At 72.3% G+C, this 18502-nt stretch carries 18 protein-coding genes; 15 read left to right on the top strand and 3 right to left on the bottom strand.

The features are described from left to right. Positions 1-5 precede the first annotated feature (5 nt). The 11 genes from ACZ31C_RS05900 to ACZ31C_RS05850 all read left to right on the top strand — a co-directional run bounded on the left by ACZ31C_RS05900 (position 6) and on the right by ACZ31C_RS05850 (position 9802). On the top strand, positions 6-1487 hold the full coding sequence (locus ACZ31C_RS05900; protein ID WP_465794988.1) for a 2-hydroxymuconic semialdehyde dehydrogenase: 1482 nt from the start codon (positions 6-8) through the stop codon (positions 1485-1487). Between the two features lie 76 nt (positions 1488-1563). After that, positions 1564-2358, top strand: coding sequence for a 2-keto-4-pentenoate hydratase (locus ACZ31C_RS05895; protein ID WP_465794405.1), 795 nt, complete (start codon positions 1564-1566; stop codon positions 2356-2358). Then, a complete protein-coding gene (locus ACZ31C_RS05890; protein ID WP_465794987.1) occupies positions 2355-3308 on the top strand; it encodes an acetaldehyde dehydrogenase (acetylating) in 954 nt (317 codons plus the stop codon). The genes ACZ31C_RS05895 and ACZ31C_RS05890 overlap by 4 nt, the downstream gene beginning before the upstream one ends. Positions 3309-3331: 23 nt before the next feature. Next, positions 3332-4393 (top strand): 4-hydroxy-2-oxovalerate aldolase, encoded by a 1062-nt coding sequence (gene dmpG, locus ACZ31C_RS05885; RefSeq protein WP_465794986.1) that lies wholly within the window; start codon positions 3332-3334, stop codon positions 4391-4393. Continuing rightward, on the top strand, positions 4390-5163 hold the full coding sequence (locus ACZ31C_RS05880; protein ID WP_465794404.1) for a 2-keto-4-pentenoate hydratase: 774 nt from the start codon (positions 4390-4392) through the stop codon (positions 5161-5163). Before dmpG ends, ACZ31C_RS05880 begins: the two co-directional genes overlap by 4 nt. 260 nt (positions 5164-5423) lie before the next feature. Continuing rightward, the gene (locus tag ACZ31C_RS05875) at positions 5424-5888 is read left to right on the top strand and encodes a RidA family protein (protein WP_465794985.1); all 465 of its coding nucleotides are present in this window, start codon (positions 5424-5426) and stop codon (positions 5886-5888) included. Next, the gene (locus ACZ31C_RS05870) at positions 5881-6405 is read left to right on the top strand and encodes a 3-hydroxyanthranilate 3,4-dioxygenase (protein WP_350700438.1); all 525 of its coding nucleotides are present in this window, start codon (positions 5881-5883) and stop codon (positions 6403-6405) included. The genes ACZ31C_RS05875 and ACZ31C_RS05870 overlap by 8 nt, the downstream gene beginning before the upstream one ends. Positions 6406-6407: 2 nt before the next feature. Beyond that, the gene (locus ACZ31C_RS05865; RefSeq protein ID WP_465794403.1) at positions 6408-7424 is read left to right on the top strand and encodes an amidohydrolase family protein; all 1017 of its coding nucleotides are present in this window, start codon (positions 6408-6410) and stop codon (positions 7422-7424) included. A gap of 144 nt (positions 7425-7568) precedes the next feature. After that, positions 7569-9032 carry an amidase gene (locus ACZ31C_RS05860; RefSeq protein ID WP_465794402.1) on the top strand — a complete coding sequence of 488 codons (1464 nt, stop codon included), beginning with the start codon at positions 7569-7571 and terminating at the stop codon, positions 9030-9032. A 46-nt stretch (positions 9033-9078) separates the two neighbouring features. Beyond that, positions 9079-9402 carry an aa3-type cytochrome oxidase subunit CtaJ gene (gene ctaJ, locus ACZ31C_RS05855; protein WP_465794401.1) on the top strand — a complete coding sequence of 108 codons (324 nt, stop codon included), beginning with the start codon at positions 9079-9081 and terminating at the stop codon, positions 9400-9402. Next, on the top strand, positions 9389-9802 hold the full coding sequence (locus ACZ31C_RS05850) for a DUF5130 family protein (protein ID WP_350700443.1): 414 nt from the start codon (positions 9389-9391) through the stop codon (positions 9800-9802). The genes ctaJ and ACZ31C_RS05850 overlap by 14 nt, the downstream gene beginning before the upstream one ends. A gap of 114 nt (positions 9803-9916) precedes the next feature. Here the strand turns inward: ACZ31C_RS05850 and pepN are convergent, their stop codons facing one another. Further along, positions 9917-12466 carry an aminopeptidase N gene (pepN, locus tag ACZ31C_RS05845; RefSeq protein WP_465794400.1) on the bottom strand — a complete coding sequence of 850 codons (2550 nt, stop codon included), beginning with the start codon at positions 12464-12466 and terminating at the stop codon, positions 9917-9919. 218 nt (positions 12467-12684) lie between these two features. On the opposite strand from pepN, the gene ACZ31C_RS05840 reads away from it, so the two are divergent. The 3 genes from ACZ31C_RS05840 to ACZ31C_RS05830 all read left to right on the top strand — a co-directional run bounded on the left by ACZ31C_RS05840 (position 12685) and on the right by ACZ31C_RS05830 (position 16100). Continuing rightward, on the top strand, positions 12685-13308 hold the full coding sequence (locus ACZ31C_RS05840) for a mycothiol-dependent nitroreductase Rv2466c family protein (protein WP_396752972.1): 624 nt from the start codon (positions 12685-12687) through the stop codon (positions 13306-13308). Between the two features lie 767 nt (positions 13309-14075). Then, positions 14076-15281, top strand: coding sequence for a DUF1015 family protein (locus ACZ31C_RS05835; protein ID WP_465794399.1), 1206 nt, complete (start codon positions 14076-14078; stop codon positions 15279-15281). A gap of 351 nt (positions 15282-15632) precedes the next feature. Beyond that, entirely contained in the window at positions 15633-16100 is a 468-nt protein-coding gene (locus ACZ31C_RS05830; protein WP_176095040.1) for a ribose-5-phosphate isomerase, read from the top strand. A 78-nt stretch (positions 16101-16178) separates the two neighbouring features. Here the strand turns inward: ACZ31C_RS05830 and ACZ31C_RS05825 are convergent, their stop codons facing one another. Further along, positions 16179-16508, bottom strand: a complete 330-nt coding sequence (locus ACZ31C_RS05825) for a hypothetical protein (protein WP_465794398.1) — start codon at positions 16506-16508, stop codon at positions 16179-16181. A gap of 19 nt (positions 16509-16527) precedes the next feature. Next, a complete protein-coding gene (locus ACZ31C_RS05820) occupies positions 16528-17760 on the bottom strand; it encodes a GNAT family N-acetyltransferase (protein WP_465794397.1) in 1233 nt (410 codons plus the stop codon). Between the two features lie 115 nt (positions 17761-17875). On the opposite strand from ACZ31C_RS05820, the gene ACZ31C_RS05815 reads away from it, so the two are divergent. Beyond that, entirely contained in the window at positions 17876-18415 is a 540-nt protein-coding gene (locus tag ACZ31C_RS05815; RefSeq protein WP_465794396.1) for a hypothetical protein, read from the top strand. Positions 18416-18502 lie beyond the last annotated feature (87 nt).

Below are 18502 nucleotides of genomic sequence, written 5' to 3'. Positions count from 1 at the left end.
GGTTGATGACCGGGCACGCGCCGGACGGCCCTGTCCTGCTGCGCAACTTCGTCGGCGGCGAGTTCCGCGACGAGGGCGCCCGCTTCACCCGACGGAGCCCGGTCACCGGCGAACCGGTCTTCGAGGTGGTCGAGGCCGGCGCGTCGGTGGTGGACGACGCGGTGGCGGCGGCCCGGGCGGCGCTGCGCGGGCCGTGGGGTCGGATGGGGGAGCGGGAACGCGCCGAGGTGCTGCGTCGGGTCGCCGACGAGTTGGAGCGCCGCTTCGACGACCTGGTCACCGCCGAGGTGGCCGACACCGGCAAGGCCATCTCGCAGGCCCGCACCCTGGACATCCCGCGTGGCGCGGCCAACTTCCGGGCCTTCGCCGAGATCGTGGCGACCGCGCCGACCGAGTCGTTCACCACGGTCACCCCGACCGGCGGCCGGGCACTCAACTACGCGGTCCGCAAGCCGGTCGGCGTGGTCGCGGTGATCGTGCCGTGGAACCTGCCGCTGCTGCTGCTCACCTGGAAGGTCGCACCGGCCCTGGCCTGCGGCAACGCCGTGGTGGTCAAGCCCAGCGAGGAGACCCCCGCCTCGGCCACGCTGCTCGCCGAGGTGATGGCGGCGGCCGGTGTGCCCGAGGGTGTGTTCAACCTGGTGCACGGCTTCGGTCCCGGTTCGGCCGGGGAGTCCCTCACCCGGCACGCGGGCGTGGACGCGATCACCTTCACCGGAGAGTCCGCCACCGGCAGCGCCATCATGCGCGCCGCCGCCGACGGCGTGAAGGCGGTCAGCTTCGAGCTCGGCGGCAAGAACGCCGGGCTGGTCTTCGCCGACGCCGACCTGGACGCGGCGGTCGCCGGTTCGGTCCGGTCCAGCTTCACCAACGGCGGCCAGGTGTGCCTCTGCACCGAGCGGATCCTCGTCCAGCGTCCGGTGTTCGAGGAGTTCACCGAGCGGCTGGCCGCCCGCGCCGCCGAGCTGGCGTACGGCTGGCCCGCCGACGAGGCGACCGTGAACATGCCGCTGATCTCGCACACCCACCGGGACAAGGTGCTGGGTCACTACGACCTGGCCCGCTCCGAGGGGGCGCAGGTGCTGACCGGCGGCGGGACGCCCCGGTTCGGCGACGCCCGCGACGGTGGCGCGTACGTGCAGCCGACCGTCCTGACCGGGCTCGGCCCGGACGCCCGCACCAACCGCGAGGAGATCTTCGGACCGGTGGTGCACGTCGCGCCCTTCGACGACGAGGACGAGGCGTACGAGCTGGCCAACGGCACCGAGTACGGCCTGGCGGGGACCGTGTGGACCCGGGACGTGGGTCGGGCGCACCGGGCCGGCGCCCGGCTGGACGCCGGCATCGTCTGGGTCAACACGTGGTTCCTGCGCGACCTGCGTACCCCGTTCGGCGGGGTGAAGGCGTCCGGCATCGGCCGCGAGGGCGGCGTGCACTCGCTCGACTTCTACTCCGAACTCACCAACGTCTGCGTGGATCTCTCATGAGCGAGCGTAGCGAGCGAATCATCGAAGCAGCCCGGGTTGAGGCTCATGGCGGGTCCGAGCGCAGCGAGGAGCTGACATGACCGTTGATGTCGATTTGGCCGCCCTGGAACTGGTCGAGGCGCGGGAGAGCGGGAAGCCCTGCCCGCCGCTGCGCGGGCGACTGCTGCCCGAAGGGGACGTCGAGGCGGCGTACCGGGTGCAGCAGATCCAGGTCCGCGAGTGGCTGGCGTCCGGCCAGCGCCGGGTGGGCGCGAAGGTCGGGCTGACCTCCCGGGCGGTCCAGGACGCGTTCGGCGTGTACGAGCCGGACTTCGGTGTGCTCACCGACGTCATGGCGGTACCGGACGGGGCCGAGATCGCCCTGGACCGGTTGCTCCAGCCCCGGGTCGAAGCCGAGATCGCCTTCGTGCTCGGCGCCGACCTGCCCGACGCCCGGGTCACCACCGTGGACGTGCTGCGCGCCATCGACCACCTGCTGCCGGCCATCGAGGTCGTCGACTCCCGGGTGGCCGGATGGGACATCTCCATCGTGGACACCGTGGCCGACAACGCCTCCAGCGGGCTGTTCGTGCTGGGCACCTCGCCGCGTCGGGTGAGCGACGTGGACCTGCGGCTGGCCGGGATGGTGTTGGAACACGCCGGGGAACCGGTGGCGGTCGGTGCCGGGGCGGCCTGCCTCGGCAACCCGCTGCACGCGTTGGCCTGGCTGGCCGGCACGCTGGCCCGCGCCGGTGACCCGCTGCGCGCCGGTGACGTGGTGCTCTCCGGTGCGCTCGGGCCGATGGTGCCGGTGACGCCCGGCGCGACGTACGAGGCACGTATCTCCGGGCTCGGTTCGGTCCGGGCCTGCTTCGCGAAGGAGGCGTCCTGATGGCCGGGGTGGCGGTGATCGGGTCCGGCAACATCGGCACCGATCTGATGATCAAGGTGCTCCGCTCGGGCGGTGACGCCGACGGCGGCGCGGCGGGCCTGCGGATGGTGGCGATGGCCGGCATCGACCCGGCCTCCGACGGTCTGGCCCGCGCCCGCCGCCTCGGCGTGGCCACCACCGCCGAGGGCGTGGACGGGCTGGTCGCCATGCCCGAGTTCGCCGACGTCGACCTGGTCTTCGACGCCACGTCGGCCGGCGCGCACCGGCACAACGACGCGGTGCTGCGAAGCCACGGGCGTACGGTGGTCGACCTGACCCCGGCCGCCATCGGCCCGTACGTGGTGCCGCCGGTCAACCTCGACGAGCACCTGCACGAGACGAACCTGAACATGGTGACCTGCGGTGGACAGGCGACCGTGCCGATCGTGGCGGCAGTCCGCCGGGTCACCCCGGTGGCGTACGGCGAGATCGTCGCCTCGATCGCCTCGCGGTCCGCCGGTCCCGGCACCCGGGCCAACATCGACGAGTTCACCGAGACCACCTCCCGGGCCATCGAAGTGGTCGGCGGCGCGGAACGCGGCAAGGCGATCATCGTGCTGAACCCGGCCGAGCCGCCGCTGCTGATGCGGGACACCGTCTACTGCCTCTGCCCCGACCCGGACGCCGACCGGGTCGCCATCGCCGAGTCGGTCGCCGCGATGGTCGCCGAGGTGCAGGAGTACGTCCCCGGCTACCGGCTCAAGCAGGACGTGCAGTTCGACCGGGTGGACGCGTACGTGCCGACGCTGGGGCGGCAGCTCACCGGCGTACAGGTGACGGTCTTCCTGGAGGTCGCCGGTGCCGGGCACTACCTGCCCGCGTACGCCGGGAACCTGGACATCATGACCTCGGCCGCCCTGCGGACCGCGCAGCGCCTGGTCGCCCTGCGCGCCGAGGGGGTGCGGGCGTGACCACGACGAACGCGAAGAGTCCGGTGACCGAGCTGTACATCCAGGACGTGACGTTGCGCGACGGCATGCACGCCGTCGCGCACCGGTACACCGTCGACCAGGTCCGCACCATCGCCGCCGCGCTGGACGCCGCCGGGGTGGCCGCGATCGAGGTGGCGCACGGCGACGGTCTCGCCGGTTCCAGCGTCAACTACGGCCACGGCGCGGCCAGCGACGCCGACTGGATCGCGGCGGCGGCCGAGGTGATGACCACCGCGAAGCTGACCACCCTGCTGCTGCCCGGCATCGGCACCATCGCCGACCTCAAGGCGGCCCGCGCGCTCGGCGTGACCAGCGTCCGGATCGCCACCCACTGCACCGAGGCCGACATCTCCGCCCAGCACATCGCGTGGGCCCGCGAGAACGGCATGGACGTCTCCGGCTTCCTGATGATGTCGCACATGAACGACCCGGCCGGGTTGGCGGCGCAGGCCAAACTGATGGAGTCGTACGGGGCGCACTGCGTCTACGTCACCGACTCCGGCGGCCGGTTGCTGATGTCCGACGTGGCGCAACGCGTCGACGCGTACCGGCAGGTGCTGGAACCGACCACGCAGATCGGCATCCACGCCCACCACAACCTCTCCCTGGGGGTGGCCAACAGCGTGCTGGCCGTCGAGCACGGGCGTATCGTCGGCGCCGACGTGGTCGGCCCGGACGCCCCGCACGGGCGTACCGTCCGGGTGGACGCCTCGCTCGCCGGAATGGGCGCCGGGGCCGGCAACGCGCCGCTGGAGGTCTTCGTCGCGGTCGCCGAACTGCACGGCTGGAAGCACGGCTGCGACGTGTTCGCGCTGATGGACGCCGCCGACGACATCGTCCGCCCGCTCCAGGACCGGCCGGTCCAGGTGGACCGAGAAACCCTCTCCCTGGGCTACGCCGGGGTCTACTCCAGCTTCCTCCGGCACGCCGAACGGGCCTCCGCCCGGTACGGCGTGGACGTCCGCTCCATCCTGGTCGAACTCGGCCGGCGGCGGATGGTCGGTGGGCAGGAGGACATGATCGTCGACGTGGCGCTGGACCTCACCGGGCAGGAGAAAACATGATCGCGCCGGACATCGCGCAGATCGCGGCGACACTGGACCGGGCGGCCGACACGGCCACCGCCGTACCGCAGGTCGCCGCCGAGGCCGGTCTCGACGTCGACGCCGCGTACGCGGTGCAGGCCGCGCTGGTGCAGCATCGACTCGACCGTGGCGAGCGGCTGGTCGGGCTGAAGATGGGGCTCACCAGCAAGGCGAAGATGGCCCAGGTCGGTGTGGACGAGGTGATCTGGGGACGGCTCACCGACGCGATGCGGGTCCCCGACGGCGGCACCGTCGACGTGACCGGCTTCATCCACCCCCGGGTCGAACCCGAGGTGGCGTTCCTGCTGGACCGGCTGCCCGAACCCGGTGAGCCGGTCGGCGACTTCACCGACGCGGTCCGCGCGGTCGCCCCGGCGATCGAGCTGATCGACAGCCGGTACGCGAACTTCACGTTCTCGCTTCCGGACGTCATCGCCGACAACACCTCGGCCGGCGCGTTCGTGATCGGCCCCTGGTCGCCGGTGCCCGACGGGCTGGAGAACCTCGGCGTCCTGCTGGAGATCGACGGACGAGTGGCCCAGGTCGGCTCGACGGCGGCCATCCTCGGCGACCCGCGTCGGGCCCTCGACGAGGGCATCCGGCTGGCCGGTCGGCACGGCGTACGGCTGCGGGAAGGGTGGGTGTTCCTGGCGGGGGCGGCTACGGCGGCGGTGCCGTTGCGGGCGGGGGTGCGGGTGCGGGCGGTCGTCGAGAAGCTTGGTGGTGCTTCGGTTCGGGCTGTGTCGTGATGTCTGTGGTTTTGGGTCTGGGGCTCGGTTGCGGGGTGGGGGGTTCGGGCGTTGGTTGCGCGGTGGGGGTTCCGGGCAGCCCGACCGGCTCCGGGCGGTCAGGCTTAAAACAGACCCCGGCGGGCGGGCCCGGAAACAAAAACTTGGTGGGGGTGGCAAAGCTGCGCCGGGTGGGGGGTCGGCTGGGGTGGCTGGCGTTCGCATCGCTGCGCCAGGTGAGGGTTCGGCTGGGGTGGTTGGGGTTCGCGTTGCTCCGCCGGGTGGTCGGGGTGAGTTGGTGGGGGTGTGGTGTGGGGAGTGACGGGGGGCGGGTGGTTTCCGGGAAGGCGGTGCCTCGGGGGGCCTTTCCGCATGTGAAGGTGGCCGGGGGGTTCGTGTTCGTGTCCGGGACGTCGTCCCGGTTGCCGGACAACAGCTTCGCCGGCGTGTCGGTGGACGAGTTCGGGACCACCGACCTGGACATCCGGGTGCAGACGCGCGCGGTCATCGACAACATCGGTGACCTGCTGCGATCCGTCGGCGCCGAGTTGACCGACCTGGTGCAGGTGACGTCGTACCTGGTCAACATGAACGACTTCGGTGGGTACAACCAGGTGTGGGCGGAGTTCTTCGACGCCACCGGTCCGACCCGGACGACCGTGGCCGTGCACCAGTTGCCGCACCCCCACCTGCTGATCGAGATGCAAGCCGTGGCCCTGCTTCCCGGAGGAGGTAGTCGTGAGTGAGATCGCCGAGCCGTTCAGCTTTCCCGGCTGGATCGCCGACAACCAGCACCTGCTCAAGCCGCCGGTCGGTAACAAGGAGATGTTCCCCGGCTCCGACGACTTCATCGTCATGGTGGTGGGTGGGCCCAACCAGCGCACCGACTTCCACGTCGACCCGTACGAGGAGTTCTTCTATCAGGTCAAGGGCAACATGCACATCAACCTGATGACCCCGGAGGGACCGCGTACGGTGCACGTGCGCGAGGGTCAGATGTGGATGCTGCCGCGCAACACCCCGCACTCGCCGCAGCGACCCGAGCCCGGCTCGATCGGGATGGTGGTGGAGCGGGTACGTGCCGAGGGGACGCTGGAGAAGTTCCAGTGGTACTGCCCCGAGTGCGGGCACAAGGTGCACGAGGTCGAGTTGCAGGTCCGCGACATCGCCGCCGACCTGCCGCCCGTCTTCGGCGCGTTCTACGCCGACGAGGCGGCGCGGACCTGCGAGCGGTGCGGCACGCTGCACCCGGGCAAGGGCTGACGATGGCGGCACCCACCGTGGTGGACGTGCACACCCACGTCGTACCCAAGGGATGGCCGGACCTCGCCGCGGCCTGCGGCGGGTCCGGCTGGCCCTGGCTGCGGGTCGACTCGGAACGCGCGGCCATGATCATGGTGGGGGAGACCGAGTTCCGGCCGGTTGGCGCCGAGTGCTGGGACGCGCCGACCCGGCTCGCCGACATGGCCACCGACGGGGTGGACGTGCAGGTGGTCTCGCCCACGCCGGTGTTCTTCGGCTACGACCGCCCGGCCGAGCAGGCGGTCCGGGTGGCCCGGATCTTCAACGACCTCACCCTGGAGGTCACCTCGGCCGGTGGCGACCGGCTGCTGCCCTTCTGCCAGGTGCCGTTGCAGGACCCGGACGCGGCCTGCGCCGAACTGGACCGCTGCCTGGCGGCCGGGCACGTGGGCGTCGAGATCGGCAACCACGTCGGCGACCGGGACCTGGACGACGCCGGCATCGTGGCGTTCCTGACCCACTGCGCCGAGGTGGGCGCGCCGGTCTTCGTACACCCGTGGGACATGCCCGGCGGGCCCCGACTCGACCGGTGGATGGCGCGCTGGCTCACCGGCATGCCCGCCGAGACACACCTGTCGGTGCTGTCGATGATCCTCGGCGGGGTCTTCGACAGGGTGCCGCCGACGTTGCGGATCTGCTTCGCCCACGGCGGCGGCAGCTTCCCGTACTGGGTGGGGCGGGCCGACAACGCCTGGCACCGCCGGGGCGACCTGGTACGCGGTGCCTCCGCTGCCCCGCCCAGCAGCTACCTGGACCGGTTCTACGTCGACTCGGTGGTCTTCTCCACCCCGTCGCTGCGGCTGCTGGTCGACACCATGGGCGTGGACCGGGTGCTGCTCGGCAGCGACTACCCGTACCCGCTGGGCGAGCGTCCCGCCGGCCGGGTAATCCACCAGGCCGACTTCCTCACCGACGCCCAACGCGCCCGCCTGCTGGCCGGCAACGCCCTGCACTTCTTGCAAGGAAGGGCACCTTATTAACGCCTCGTGCATAGCAGGGGTCCCTTCCTAACACCACGCCCCCGGCGCTCGGCACGCAGCACGCAGCACCCGGCGCGCAGCCGCCTGGGCGCGTTCCGGCGCGTGACGGGTGCGAGCGGCGGACCGGCGCGGCAGGATGACGACATGGCCGAGCCGCACGACCTGACCGCGCTGGAGCAGGCCGCCGCGATCGGTCGCGGCGAGCTGACCAGCCTGGAGATGGTCGAGCACTACCTGCACCGGGTCGACGCCCTCGGCGACACGGTGGGCGCCTTCGTCACGGTCACCGCCGATTCGGCGCGCGAGGCCGCGCGGGCCGCCGACGCCACCCCGGCCGACCGGCGGGGACCGCTGCACGGCGTGGCCACCGCGATCAAGGATCTGACGTTGACGGCCGGCGTGCGGACCACCTTCGGCTCGGCCGCCTTCGCCGACCTGGTCCCGCCGGTCGACGCCGACGTGGTGCGGTTCGTCCGGGCGGCCGGCCTGGTCAGCCTCGGCAAGACCACCACCTCCGAGCTGGGCTGTTCGCTCTACTCCGAGGGGCTGGTGGCCCCGCCGGCCCGTAATCCGTGGGACCTGGCGTACACCGCCGGCGGCTCCAGCGGTGGCGCGGCGGCTGCGGTGGCGGCCGGGCTGGTGCCGGTGGCCCAGGGCTCCGACGGCGGCGGATCGGTCCGCATCCCGGCGTCCCTGTGCGGCCTGATCGGCTACAAGCCGAGCCGGGGCGTGGTCTCCGGCGGCCCGCTCGGCTCCGGCGCGTTCGGGCTGCCCACCAGCGGCCCGATCGGCCGTACCGTCGCCGACGTGGCCGCGCTGCTCGACGTGTTCGCCCAGCCGGTGCCCGGCGAGCCGTACCTGCCGCCACCGCCGCCGGCCGACGGCTACCTGGGCGCCGCCCGGGCCGCCGATCCCGGACGGTTGCGGGTGGGCCGGTTCACCGCGCCGATGCTCGCCGACGAGCCGGTCCACCCGGACTGCGTCGCCGCGGTGGACCGGGCCGTGACGCTGCTCACCGCCGCCGGTCACCAGGTGGTCGAGGTGCCACCGCCACTCGGGCCACAGGTCTGGCCGCTGTTCGAGGTCGTCTGGTACGTCCTCTCGCTCGCGCCGGTGCCGCCCGAGCGGGAGGCCGACCTGCTGCCGTTGACCCGCTTCCTGCGGGCCCGGGGCGGCGGGATCTCCGCCGGTACGCTCAGCGCCACCCTCGGCGAACTCCAGGCGCAGGTACGCCTCGGCGCGCGCCGCACCGCCGGTTGTGACCTGCTGCTCTGTCCCACGTTGGCGGCCCCGCAGGCACCCGTCGGCTGGTTCACCGAGGGCCGTACGCCGGAGGAGGATTTCGACCTGCAACGGCGGTTCTCCCCGTACTGTGCGGTCTTCAACGTCACCGGTCAGCCGTCGGTCTCGTTGCCGGTGGGGGTGACCGCAGAGGGGTTGCCGGTCGGGGTGTTGCTGACCGGTCGGTACGGCGACGACGCGAGACTCATCGCGACGGCTGCGCAACTGGAGGGTCTCTGTGGCGGGTGGGATCGCCACCCGCCGGTCTGGCGGGGCGTGGGCTCCGCTAACGTGAATGGCAGCGGAGTCGGGAGGTCACCGCGGTGACCCGCCACCCGGCCCGGTCGAAGTTCTCTCTTTCCGCCTGGGGGCGTTGGGATTGTCTGTAACCGACACCTTGCTGGTCTTCGTCGGCATCCCGGTAGCCGTCGTGCTGGTGATCGCCGGCCTCGTCTACGCGGGTAGCCGCAGCGGTAGTGGCGGTAGTGGCGGCGGCGGTGCCAAGCGTTACCGGCCCGGCCGACCCTTCAGCTTCACGCCGGTGTGGTTCCTCGGCAAGCCGGAGGAGTTGGCCGACTCGGCCGGCACCGCGCTGGCGGCGGGGGCACAGGCGCCCGCGCTGAGCAGCCGCAAGCAGGAGCAGGCCGGCGTCGAGGCGCCGGCCGGTGGGACCGGAGGCGCAAGTGACCGTTGGTGAGAAGCAGCCCGAGACCGGTACGGGCACCCCGCCCGACGTGCTCGACGGCCCGTTCTCGACCCGCCAGCTGCTGCGCATCGACGAGGCGCTGCGCCTGGCCGACCAGACCACCGGCCTGACCTTCTCGGTCTTCGTGGGTGGCCTCGACGAGCCGGTCCGCGAGCACGCCGAGCGGCTGCACCGGCAGCTCGCCGACCCCGACCGTTCGGTGCTGATCGCGGTCTCGCCGAACCAGCGGCAGTTGGAGATCGTCACCGGACGGCACGCCCGCAAGCGGGTGCCGGACACGTACGCCAAGATCGCCGCACTGTCGATGGTGGCCTCGTTCGGTGGCGGTGACCTGGCCGGCGGCATCATCCAGGGGCTCGACCAGCTCTCTCGGTACGCCGGCAACGCCTGACCGTTCGGCTACGACGAAGCCCGGCCCCACCTCAGGTGGGACCGGGCTCTCTCATGTCCGTGCGGGATTCCGCGCCCGTGCGGCGAGCCGGTCGGCCCGCCGCACGTCACGGGGTCAGGCGCTGCGGGCGTCCCGGGCGCGGGCCGCGAGCGCCCGCACCACACCGTCGCGGCCCTCGGCCACCAGCCGACGCAGCGGCCCCGGGTGGCCCTCCCGCGTCAACCAGGCGTCGGTGGCCTCGACCGTGTCGTCGTCGACCAGGTACGCCGGGTACACCAGCATGGCGAACTCCTGCGCCGGCTCGCTGTCCCGGCGCGCCCAGACCTGCCCGACGGTGTCGAAGTACCGGTCCCGGTAGGGCGTGACCAGCTCGACCTGGGTCGGGTGGGTGAAGCCCTGCAGCAGCGCCCGGTTCCGCCAGTTCGGCAGCGCCTCGGCACCGGTGAGCTGGGCCCAGACCGCGGCCTTGTTCTCCGCGGTCGGCAGCAGAGCCTGCGCGTACGCGGCCTCCCGCTCGCCGCTGGAGGTCTTGTCCCTGGCCAGCTCGGCCTCGATCTCGGGCACACCGGCCACACCGTTGGCGACCAGCGACTGCAACACGCTCCAGCGCAGCTCGGTGTCGATGGTCAGCCCGGCGGTCACCTCGGAGCCGTCCAGCCAGCCGCGCAGGACCGCCAGGTCCTCCCCGGAGCGGGCCGCCGAGACGTACGCCCGGGCCCAGGCCAGCTGGAAACCGCTGCCGGGCTCGGCGGCGGCGAGCGCGGTCCGCGCGGTCCGGGCCAGGTCGGCCCAGCCGGTCGGCGCCCATTCCGGGTCGGCATAGAAGGTGATGGCGGTGCTGACCTGGCGCAGCGTGGCGGTGACCAGGTTGATGTCCCGCTCGGCCGGCAGCCCGGCCAGCACCAGCGCCACGTAGTCGCGGGCGGCCAACTCGGCGTCGCGGGTCATGTCCCACGCGGCCGTCCAGCACAGCGCACGCGCCAGCGACGACTCGAAGCCGGCGATGTGCTGCACCACCGTCGACATCGACCGCTCGTCCAGGCGCAGCTTGGTGTACGTGAGGTCGTCGTCGTTGAGCAGCAGCACGTCGGCGGCGCGCACCCCGGCGAGTGCGGTCAGCTCGGTCGACTCGCCGTCGACGTCCACCTCGTACCGTTCACGGCGCACCAGCCGGCCGTCGGTGAGGTCGTAGAGGCCGACCCCGATCCGGTGGGTCCGCAACGTCGGGTGGCCCTGCGGGGCCTCCTGGCGGACCAGGACCCGCTGGTACGTGCCGTCCTCGCCGATGGTCAGCTCCGGCCGCAGCGTGTTGACCTGCGCCGTCTCCAACCACTGGGTGGCGAAGGTGCGCAGCTTGCGCCCGGAGGCGGTCTCCAGCTCGGTGAGCAGGTCGTCGAAGGTGGCGTTGCCCCAGGCGTGCTTGGCGAAGTACGCCCGTAGACCCGCCAGGAACGGCTCCTCACCGACGTACGCCACGAGCTGCTTGAGCACGCTGGCGCCCTTGGCGTAGGTGATGCCGTCGAAGTTGACCTCGACCGCCTCCAGGTCCGGCATCTCGCAGTACACCGGGTGGGTGGAGGAGAGCTGGTCCTGCCGGTAGCCCCAGTTCTTCCGGATGGACAGGAACGTCGTCCACGCCTCGGTGAAGCGGGTGGCGTGCGTGTTGCACCAGTGGCTGGCCCACTCGGCGAACGACTCGTTCAGCCACAGGTCGTTCCACCAGCGCATGGTGACCAGGTCACCGAACCACATGTGCGCCAGCTCGTGCAGGATCGTGTTGGCCCGCTGCTCGTACTCGTAGTCGGTGACCTGCGAGCGGAACAGGTAGTACGACTCGGCGTGCGTGACGCAGCCGAAGTTCTCCATCGCGCCGGCGTTGAAGTCCGGCACCCAGACCTGGTCGTACTTGGGCAGCGGGTAACGCACCCCGAACTGCTCGTGGAAGAAGTCGAAGCCCTGCGTCGTGATCAGGTTCAGGTCCTCGGCGTCGAGGTACTGCGCCATGCTGGCCCGGCAGAAGTAGCCCAGGTCGATGCCGTCGTGGACGTACCTGACCTCGTGGTAGGGCCCGGCGCAGAGCGCGGTGATGTAGGTGCTCATCCGCGGTGAGGTGGTGAAGTGCAGGGTCTTGAGACCCTCACCCGCCGCCTCCTCGCGCTCCACCGGCATGTTGGAGACGGCCTTCCAGTGCTCCGGGACGGTGGCGTGCCAGGTGTAGACGCTCTTGAGGTCGGGCTGGTCGAAGCAGGCGTACGTGCGCTGCGCGTCGGCGGTCTCGAACTGCGAGTAGAGGTAGGTCTCGCCGTCGACCGGGTCGACGCTGCGGTGCAGGCCCTGCCCCGAACTGGAGTACGCGAAGTCGGCGTCGACGACCAGCGTGTTCTCCTCGGCCAGGCCGGTCAGGGTCAGCCCCTTCTCGGCCGACCAGTCGGTCAGGTCGACCGGGTCGCCGTTGAGCGTCGCCGAGCGTACCGAGTCCGCAGCGACCTCGATGAACGTGCTGGTGCCCGGCTCGCTGCACCGGAATCGCACCTCGGTGGTCGATCGGAAGGTGCGGCCACCGGCCGCGTGTACGGCGCTGGACAGGTCCAGGTTGATGTCGTACCCGGTCACGTCGAGCAGTCGGGCCCGCTCGGTCGCCTCGACCTGTGTCAGGTTGCGCACTCCCGGCACGTTCGTCTCCATCCCACTATCGCCGCACGTCACGGTCACCTCAGCCGTCGACCGCTCGTGACGGCCGGTCCGAGCCTGAGTCTTCCATGTGTCAAGAGCCGTCGGTGGGCGAGGTCACGCGGTCCAATACCGGCCGATCGCACCCGAGCGGAGTAAAGATGCGTGATAGGCCGGTCGAATCGGCATCTCCGTTGCGAAGGGACCTAAACGTGAACGAGCGTGTCAGTGTCGACATGTGGTTCGACCCGATCTGCCCATGGGCATGGATCACCTCCCGATGGCTGCTGGAGGTGGAGCGGGTCCGCGACATCGACGTCCGCTACCACGTGATGAGCCTGTCGGTGCTCAACGAGGGGCGGGAGTTGCCCGAGGCGTACCAGGAGATCATGAAGACCGGTTGGGGTCCGGTCCGCGTCTGCATCGCCGTCTCACAGCGGTACGGCCCGGACGCCGTCCGGAACCTCTACACCGCCATGGGCACCCGGATCCACCTCGGCAAGGAGGAGCGCGGCCCGGAACTGTACGCCGCCGCGCTGACCGACGCCGGACTGGACCCGGCGCTGGCCTCGGCGGCCGACGACACCACCCTGGACGCGGCCCTGCGGGAGAGCCACGAAGCGGGAATGCGCCCGGTCGGCACCGAGGTCGGCACCCCGGTCGTGCACGCCCCGGGTCCGGACGGCAAGCAGGTCGCCTTCTTCGGCCCGGTGGTCACCCCGGCACCCAAGGGCGAGGCCGCCGGCCGACTCTGGGACGGCGTGATGCTGGTCGCCGGCACGCCCGGCTTCTTCGAACTCAAGCGCAGCCGCGACATCGACCCCATCTTCGACTGAGGTGTAAGGAAGGGCCCCCTGTTAACGCCTCCGGTAGAGCAGGGGTCCCTTCTTAACCACAAACACCGTTGCCCGCCGGTGCCGCCGCCGTACTGCCGGTGGCTCGGCGTCACCGCCGGCTTCGTGGGCTCGTTTGACCAGGTGTCCGCAGCGGCGATCCGGCGGCCCGTCACGGCTGCCGGCCGCTCACCGCAGCACGTGGAGGTAGCCATGGCCAAACACCGTGCGCCCGTCGACGACCTGCAGTGGTGGGAGGAACGCGGGAGCGGCGTGGACCGGAAGGCGGTCGACCTGCGCTGGCCGGCCCCCAGGAAGGGCCCTGCCGACGGCCTGGCCCGGGTGCCGACCGGATCGGGTGTGAGGGGCGTGGCCCGGGTACCCGCCACCTCCCGCCTGACGCCACCGGATCGGGACCTGCGCGACCAGGGCCCACGGCCGGAACGGGCTACCCGCCGCGCAGTCGACGCCGGCCAGCCGGCACCCGGCGCTCGTCAACCGGCACCCGACGCCCGCCAACCGGCACCCGACGCCCGCCAACCGGCACCCGATGCCCAACCGGCACCAGGTGCGCGCCAGCCGACGTCCGGCGCCCGCCAACCGGCATCAGACGCCCGCGGTCGGCATCAGCGGAGCACCGAGCCTGAGTGTTAACAAGGGGCCCTTGCTCTACCTGAGGCGTTAATAAGGTGCCCTTCCTTGCGCCAACTGGTGGACGGAGTGCGGGTCGGCGGGTGGGGCTGTCATCGCCGCCGGTAGCGTCAGCGGACATGACGGTCGTGCACCCGATCAACCGGGCCTGGATCACCACGGGCGGCACCGGCGCCCAGAACTACGACGAGTTCGCCGACGACGCGGAGATCACCGCGATCATCGAGGCGAACCCGCACAGCGCCCTCGGCATCGAGATGCCGCACCGGGCTCCGGAGAGCCTCGGCAAGTCCTTCGCCGACGCCCTGCCGGACGCGGTGAGCCGGCTGGCCGAGGCGAAGGCCGACGGCAGTTACACGCCGGCCGAGCAGGTGGTGGTGCTGTACCGCATCAGCGCGCCCGGCGAGGACTCCGCGTACGGGCTGTGGGCGATGGTCGACACCGACCAGATCTCCACCCGCGCCGACGAGCCGGGTCTGGTCATCCGCAACGAGGACGTCTTCATCGCGAAGGTGCGCGAGCGTGTCGCGCTGGCCGAAACGCTGGGTCACCTGCTCTCGCCGGTGCTGCTGTTGCAGACCGGGCGGGGCGACGAACTGCACGCCGCGCTGGCCGCCGCCACCGACGCCGCCGGTGCGCCCGCCGCCACCGACACCGACCAGGCCGGCCGTACGCACGCCATCTGGCTGCTCGGGCCGGGGCCGCGCCAGGACGAGCTGACCGAGCTGGCCGGCGGCGGCGAACTGGTCGTCGCCGACGGAAACCACCGCAGCCTGGCCGCGCAGACCGGTGGACTGCCGCGCTTCCTGGCGGTCGTCACCACGCCCGCCTCGGTGGCCATCCAGCCGTACAACCGCCTGGTCAGCGAGCTGACCACCACCCCCGACGAGCTGCTCGACCGGCTGCGGGCCGCAGGCGCCGAGGTCACCGACGTCACCGGCCCGGCCGAGGTCCCGACCACCGGCGGCACCGTCGTGCTCCAGCTTCCCGGCCGGGCGTACGCGGTGACGCTGCCGCACACCGGCGCCAACCGGCTGGAGAACCTGGACCACGCCCTGGTCGAACGGCTGCTGCTGCGCGACGCCCTGGGGCTGGACCCGGGTGACAAGCGCATCACGTACGTCGGCGGTGACTACCCGGCGAGCTGGCTGACCGGTGAGGTCGAGGCCAGCCGGGCCGAGTTGGCCGTGCTCGTCGCGCCGGTGACCGTGGACGACTTCGTCGCGGTCAACCTGGCCCGGGAGAAGATGCCGCGCAAGAGCACCTGGTTCACCCCGAAGGCACGCGGCGGCCTGGTCGTCGCCGAGATTGCCGACCGTTCCTGACGCGACACCCCGTCCCGCCCGTCGCCACGGCATGACCGGCCCCGGCCCGCCCGCATAGCGGGAATCCGCCCGCCCGTCGTCACGCAACCTCGGCTCCGCCCGCCGTCGTGAGATTTCGGCCCCGCCCAGTCGCCACGGCCGGGCGGGGCCGAGGCGCGTTGGGGGACGGCGCGCGTTGCAGGACGTCGTGCGTTGGGGGACGGGGGCCGTCGTCACCGGCGAAGGACGGCAGGCGCCCCGCGGCGGGCGAGGAGTCGGTTCCGTACCGGGCCGGGGCACGGGCTCCCGCTCAGCGGGTCGGGGCGCCGCCCCCGCTCGGTGTGCCACGGCGGGCCTGACAGACTGCCCGGTATGCGCGTCTACCTGGGATCCGATCACGCCGGTTTCGAGCTGAAGGTGCACCTGGCCAACCACCTCGCCAAGGAGGGCTACGAGGTGGTGGACGTGGGTCCGCACGCCTACGACCCGGACGACGACTACCCGGCCTTCTGCCTGCACGCCGGCACCCGGGTGGTGGCTGACGAGGGCAGCCTGGGCGTGGTGATCGGCGGCTCCGGCAACGGCGAGCAGATCGCCGCGAACAAGGTGGCCGGGGTACGGGCGGCGCTGGCCTGGAGCGTGGAGACCGCGCAGCTCGGGCGGCAGCACAACGACGCCAACGTGGTCGCCGTCGGCGCGCGCCAGCACACGCTGGACGAGGCGACCGCGATCGTCGAGGCGTTCCTCACCACCGCGTTCTCCGGCAGCGACCGGCACGCCCGCCGGATCCACCAGGTGGCCGACTACGAGCGCACCCGCGAGCTGCCCGACCTGCCCTGAGCATGCGACCGGTCGGGTCGGCCGGTCGTACTCGCACCTGCCGCAGAACGGTCGGCCTGGACGTGCCGCCGGGTGCGGTCAGCGGCGGGGCAGTTCGTCGCGGGGGGTCCAGTTCCGCCGGACGATGACCATTCGAGCGGCGGCCTCGGCCAGGTCCTCGTCGGTGGGCCGGGCGGCGTCCCGGGCCCGCATCGCCGCGGTCACGTTCACCTGCGACGAGCCGGAGCCGACCAGTCCGCGCAGTCCCCGCTCACCCTCGTCGGCCGAGCCGCCGCCACGCCGTGCGCGTGGCGGCGGCTCACCGCCGTCGTGCACGTTCGCGGTGGTCGCCGTGGGGCCGCCGTCGGTAGGCGCGTCCGGCCCGCCGTGGTGCCGGTGCCGTCGCCGTCGTCGCTCCGCGTCCGCCATCCCTTGACCGTACCCGCCGTCAGAACACCTCCAGGGCGGACGCGGCGCGGTGCCAGCCGAAGGCGGGGCCGGCGGCGGCCAGCGCCCCCGGGCGCAACTCGCGTACCCGACCGGCGTCGGCCAGCGCGGCCAGGCCGACGCCACCGAGGAACAGTTCGCCGAGGCACCGGACGTCGCAGGCGAGGTCCGCCGGGTCGTCGGTACGCGTGCAGTCCGCCTTTTCCGGCCCGCCGTGCAGCCGCCAGCGGCCGGTGTTCTCGGGCAGCAGGTCGTCGTCCACCTCGATGACCACGTCGACGTCGGTGGCGTAGCGCCGGGCGGCGAGCGCGGCCGGCACGTCCACCACCCGTACCCAGAGGGCGTCGCTCACCTGGGCGACGAGCATGCGTGGTTCGTTCACCATCCGCAGCAGCGGCTCGTCCACCGACGCCCGCCGCACCACGACCTGCCGCGTCAGGTCGATCGAGAGCAGCATCCGCCAGATCGACCGGTACGCCGCCGGGGTGGCCGCCACCACCTCCTCGACCGTGGTCACGCCCTTCGGTCCGGCGTTGTTCCACTCGCTCTTGGTGCGGAACAGTCCGTAGCCGTCGACCCCGTCCGGCCCCTCGTGCAGCACCACCCGCAGCTCGGTGGCGCCGCTGCGCTGCGATTCCGGGTCCATCAGCACGTATCGCCACCAGCGCTCGTCCCGCGACGACCAGCCGGGCCGGTCGCCGCGGACCCGGTCGTAGACCGTCGCGAGGTCGGCCTGCCGGTCGGCGGGCCGGTCCAGGCGGAGCCGACCCTCGTCCGACGTCGGCACGGGCAGACGAAGCTCGGTGGTCTCCCCGTTGATCATCAACCGTTGGGCGGCCAGCCCGTATCCGAAGCGGGGATAGATCCGGCCCTCGCTGGCCCAGAGCACCGCGACCGGCTCCCGCCCGGCGTCGTGGATCTCCCGGAGCTGCCGGCGCATCATCGCGCTGAGCAGGCCCTGCCGCCGATGGGTGGGCGCGACCCCGACCAGCGTGACGTGCGCGGCCGGCATCTCGCCGCCGGGCACACCCAGTTCCCGGGTGTACGCGGCGGCGCTGGCCACCAACTCCGACCCGTCGCGGACCAGCAGGGCGCGTTCCGGCTCGAAGATCGCCCGTTCGGTCTCGTGGGATTCGGGGTCGACCGCGTGGTGGAACAGCGCGCCGAGGAAACGGCCGATGTCGTCGTAGTCCTCGGGGCGGCCGGTGCTGATGGTGGGAGCAAAGGTGTTCACCGCTCGTGTCTAGCTGATCGACGCGGGTCGGGCGACCGATTTGCGCGCTCGTTACTCTCGAAGTCTCCAGCGGTGGCCGGTGGCCGCCGCCGGTCCAGGGGGAGGGAACGACGACATGGCCGACCAGACGCAGCCGTGGGCGGAGCGCACCGTCGAGGTGCCGCCGCAGTCCGATGCGGGCATTCCGACCCAGCGTGACCCGTACCGGCGGGGTGTGGCCTCGGTCGGTGCCCGAGCGCCGCGCACCGAGCCGTTCCCGGTGGTGGACCACGAGCCGACCGGCACCGGCTGGCCGGGTGAGCCCGCGCCGCGCCGCCCGCTGAGCTGGCACGTGGCCCAGCTCAAGCGCGGCGGGGAGTGGAGTGCGGCCGGCGCGCTGGTCGCGTTCGTGTGCTGGGGGATCTGGGCGATCTCGGGCGGCGGTGACCTGGTCGGCCCGTTCCTGATCTTTATCCTGAGCCTGCTGGTCGGCGCCGGTCTGTTCGCGCTCACCCGGCTGATCGGCCGGCTGGTGCTGGAACGGCAGCTCGGTCGGGTACGCCGCAGCGCCCGGGGCGCGCACCTGGTCACGGCGGTCTTCCTGACCGGTCTGGGCATCGCCTACCTGCAGCAGACCCAGTGGATCGTGGACGCCTGGAACTGGCTGTTCAGCTGAGCCCGACGCCGCGACGGGACACCGCGCGGACACCGGGCGGGCCGACCGTACGGCCGACCCGCCCGGAAGCGGTCGCGCAGCCCGCGA

This window comes from Micromonospora sp. NPDC023869 (genome assembly GCF_055559695.1).
This window is presented reverse-complemented; position numbering and strand designations above follow the sequence as displayed.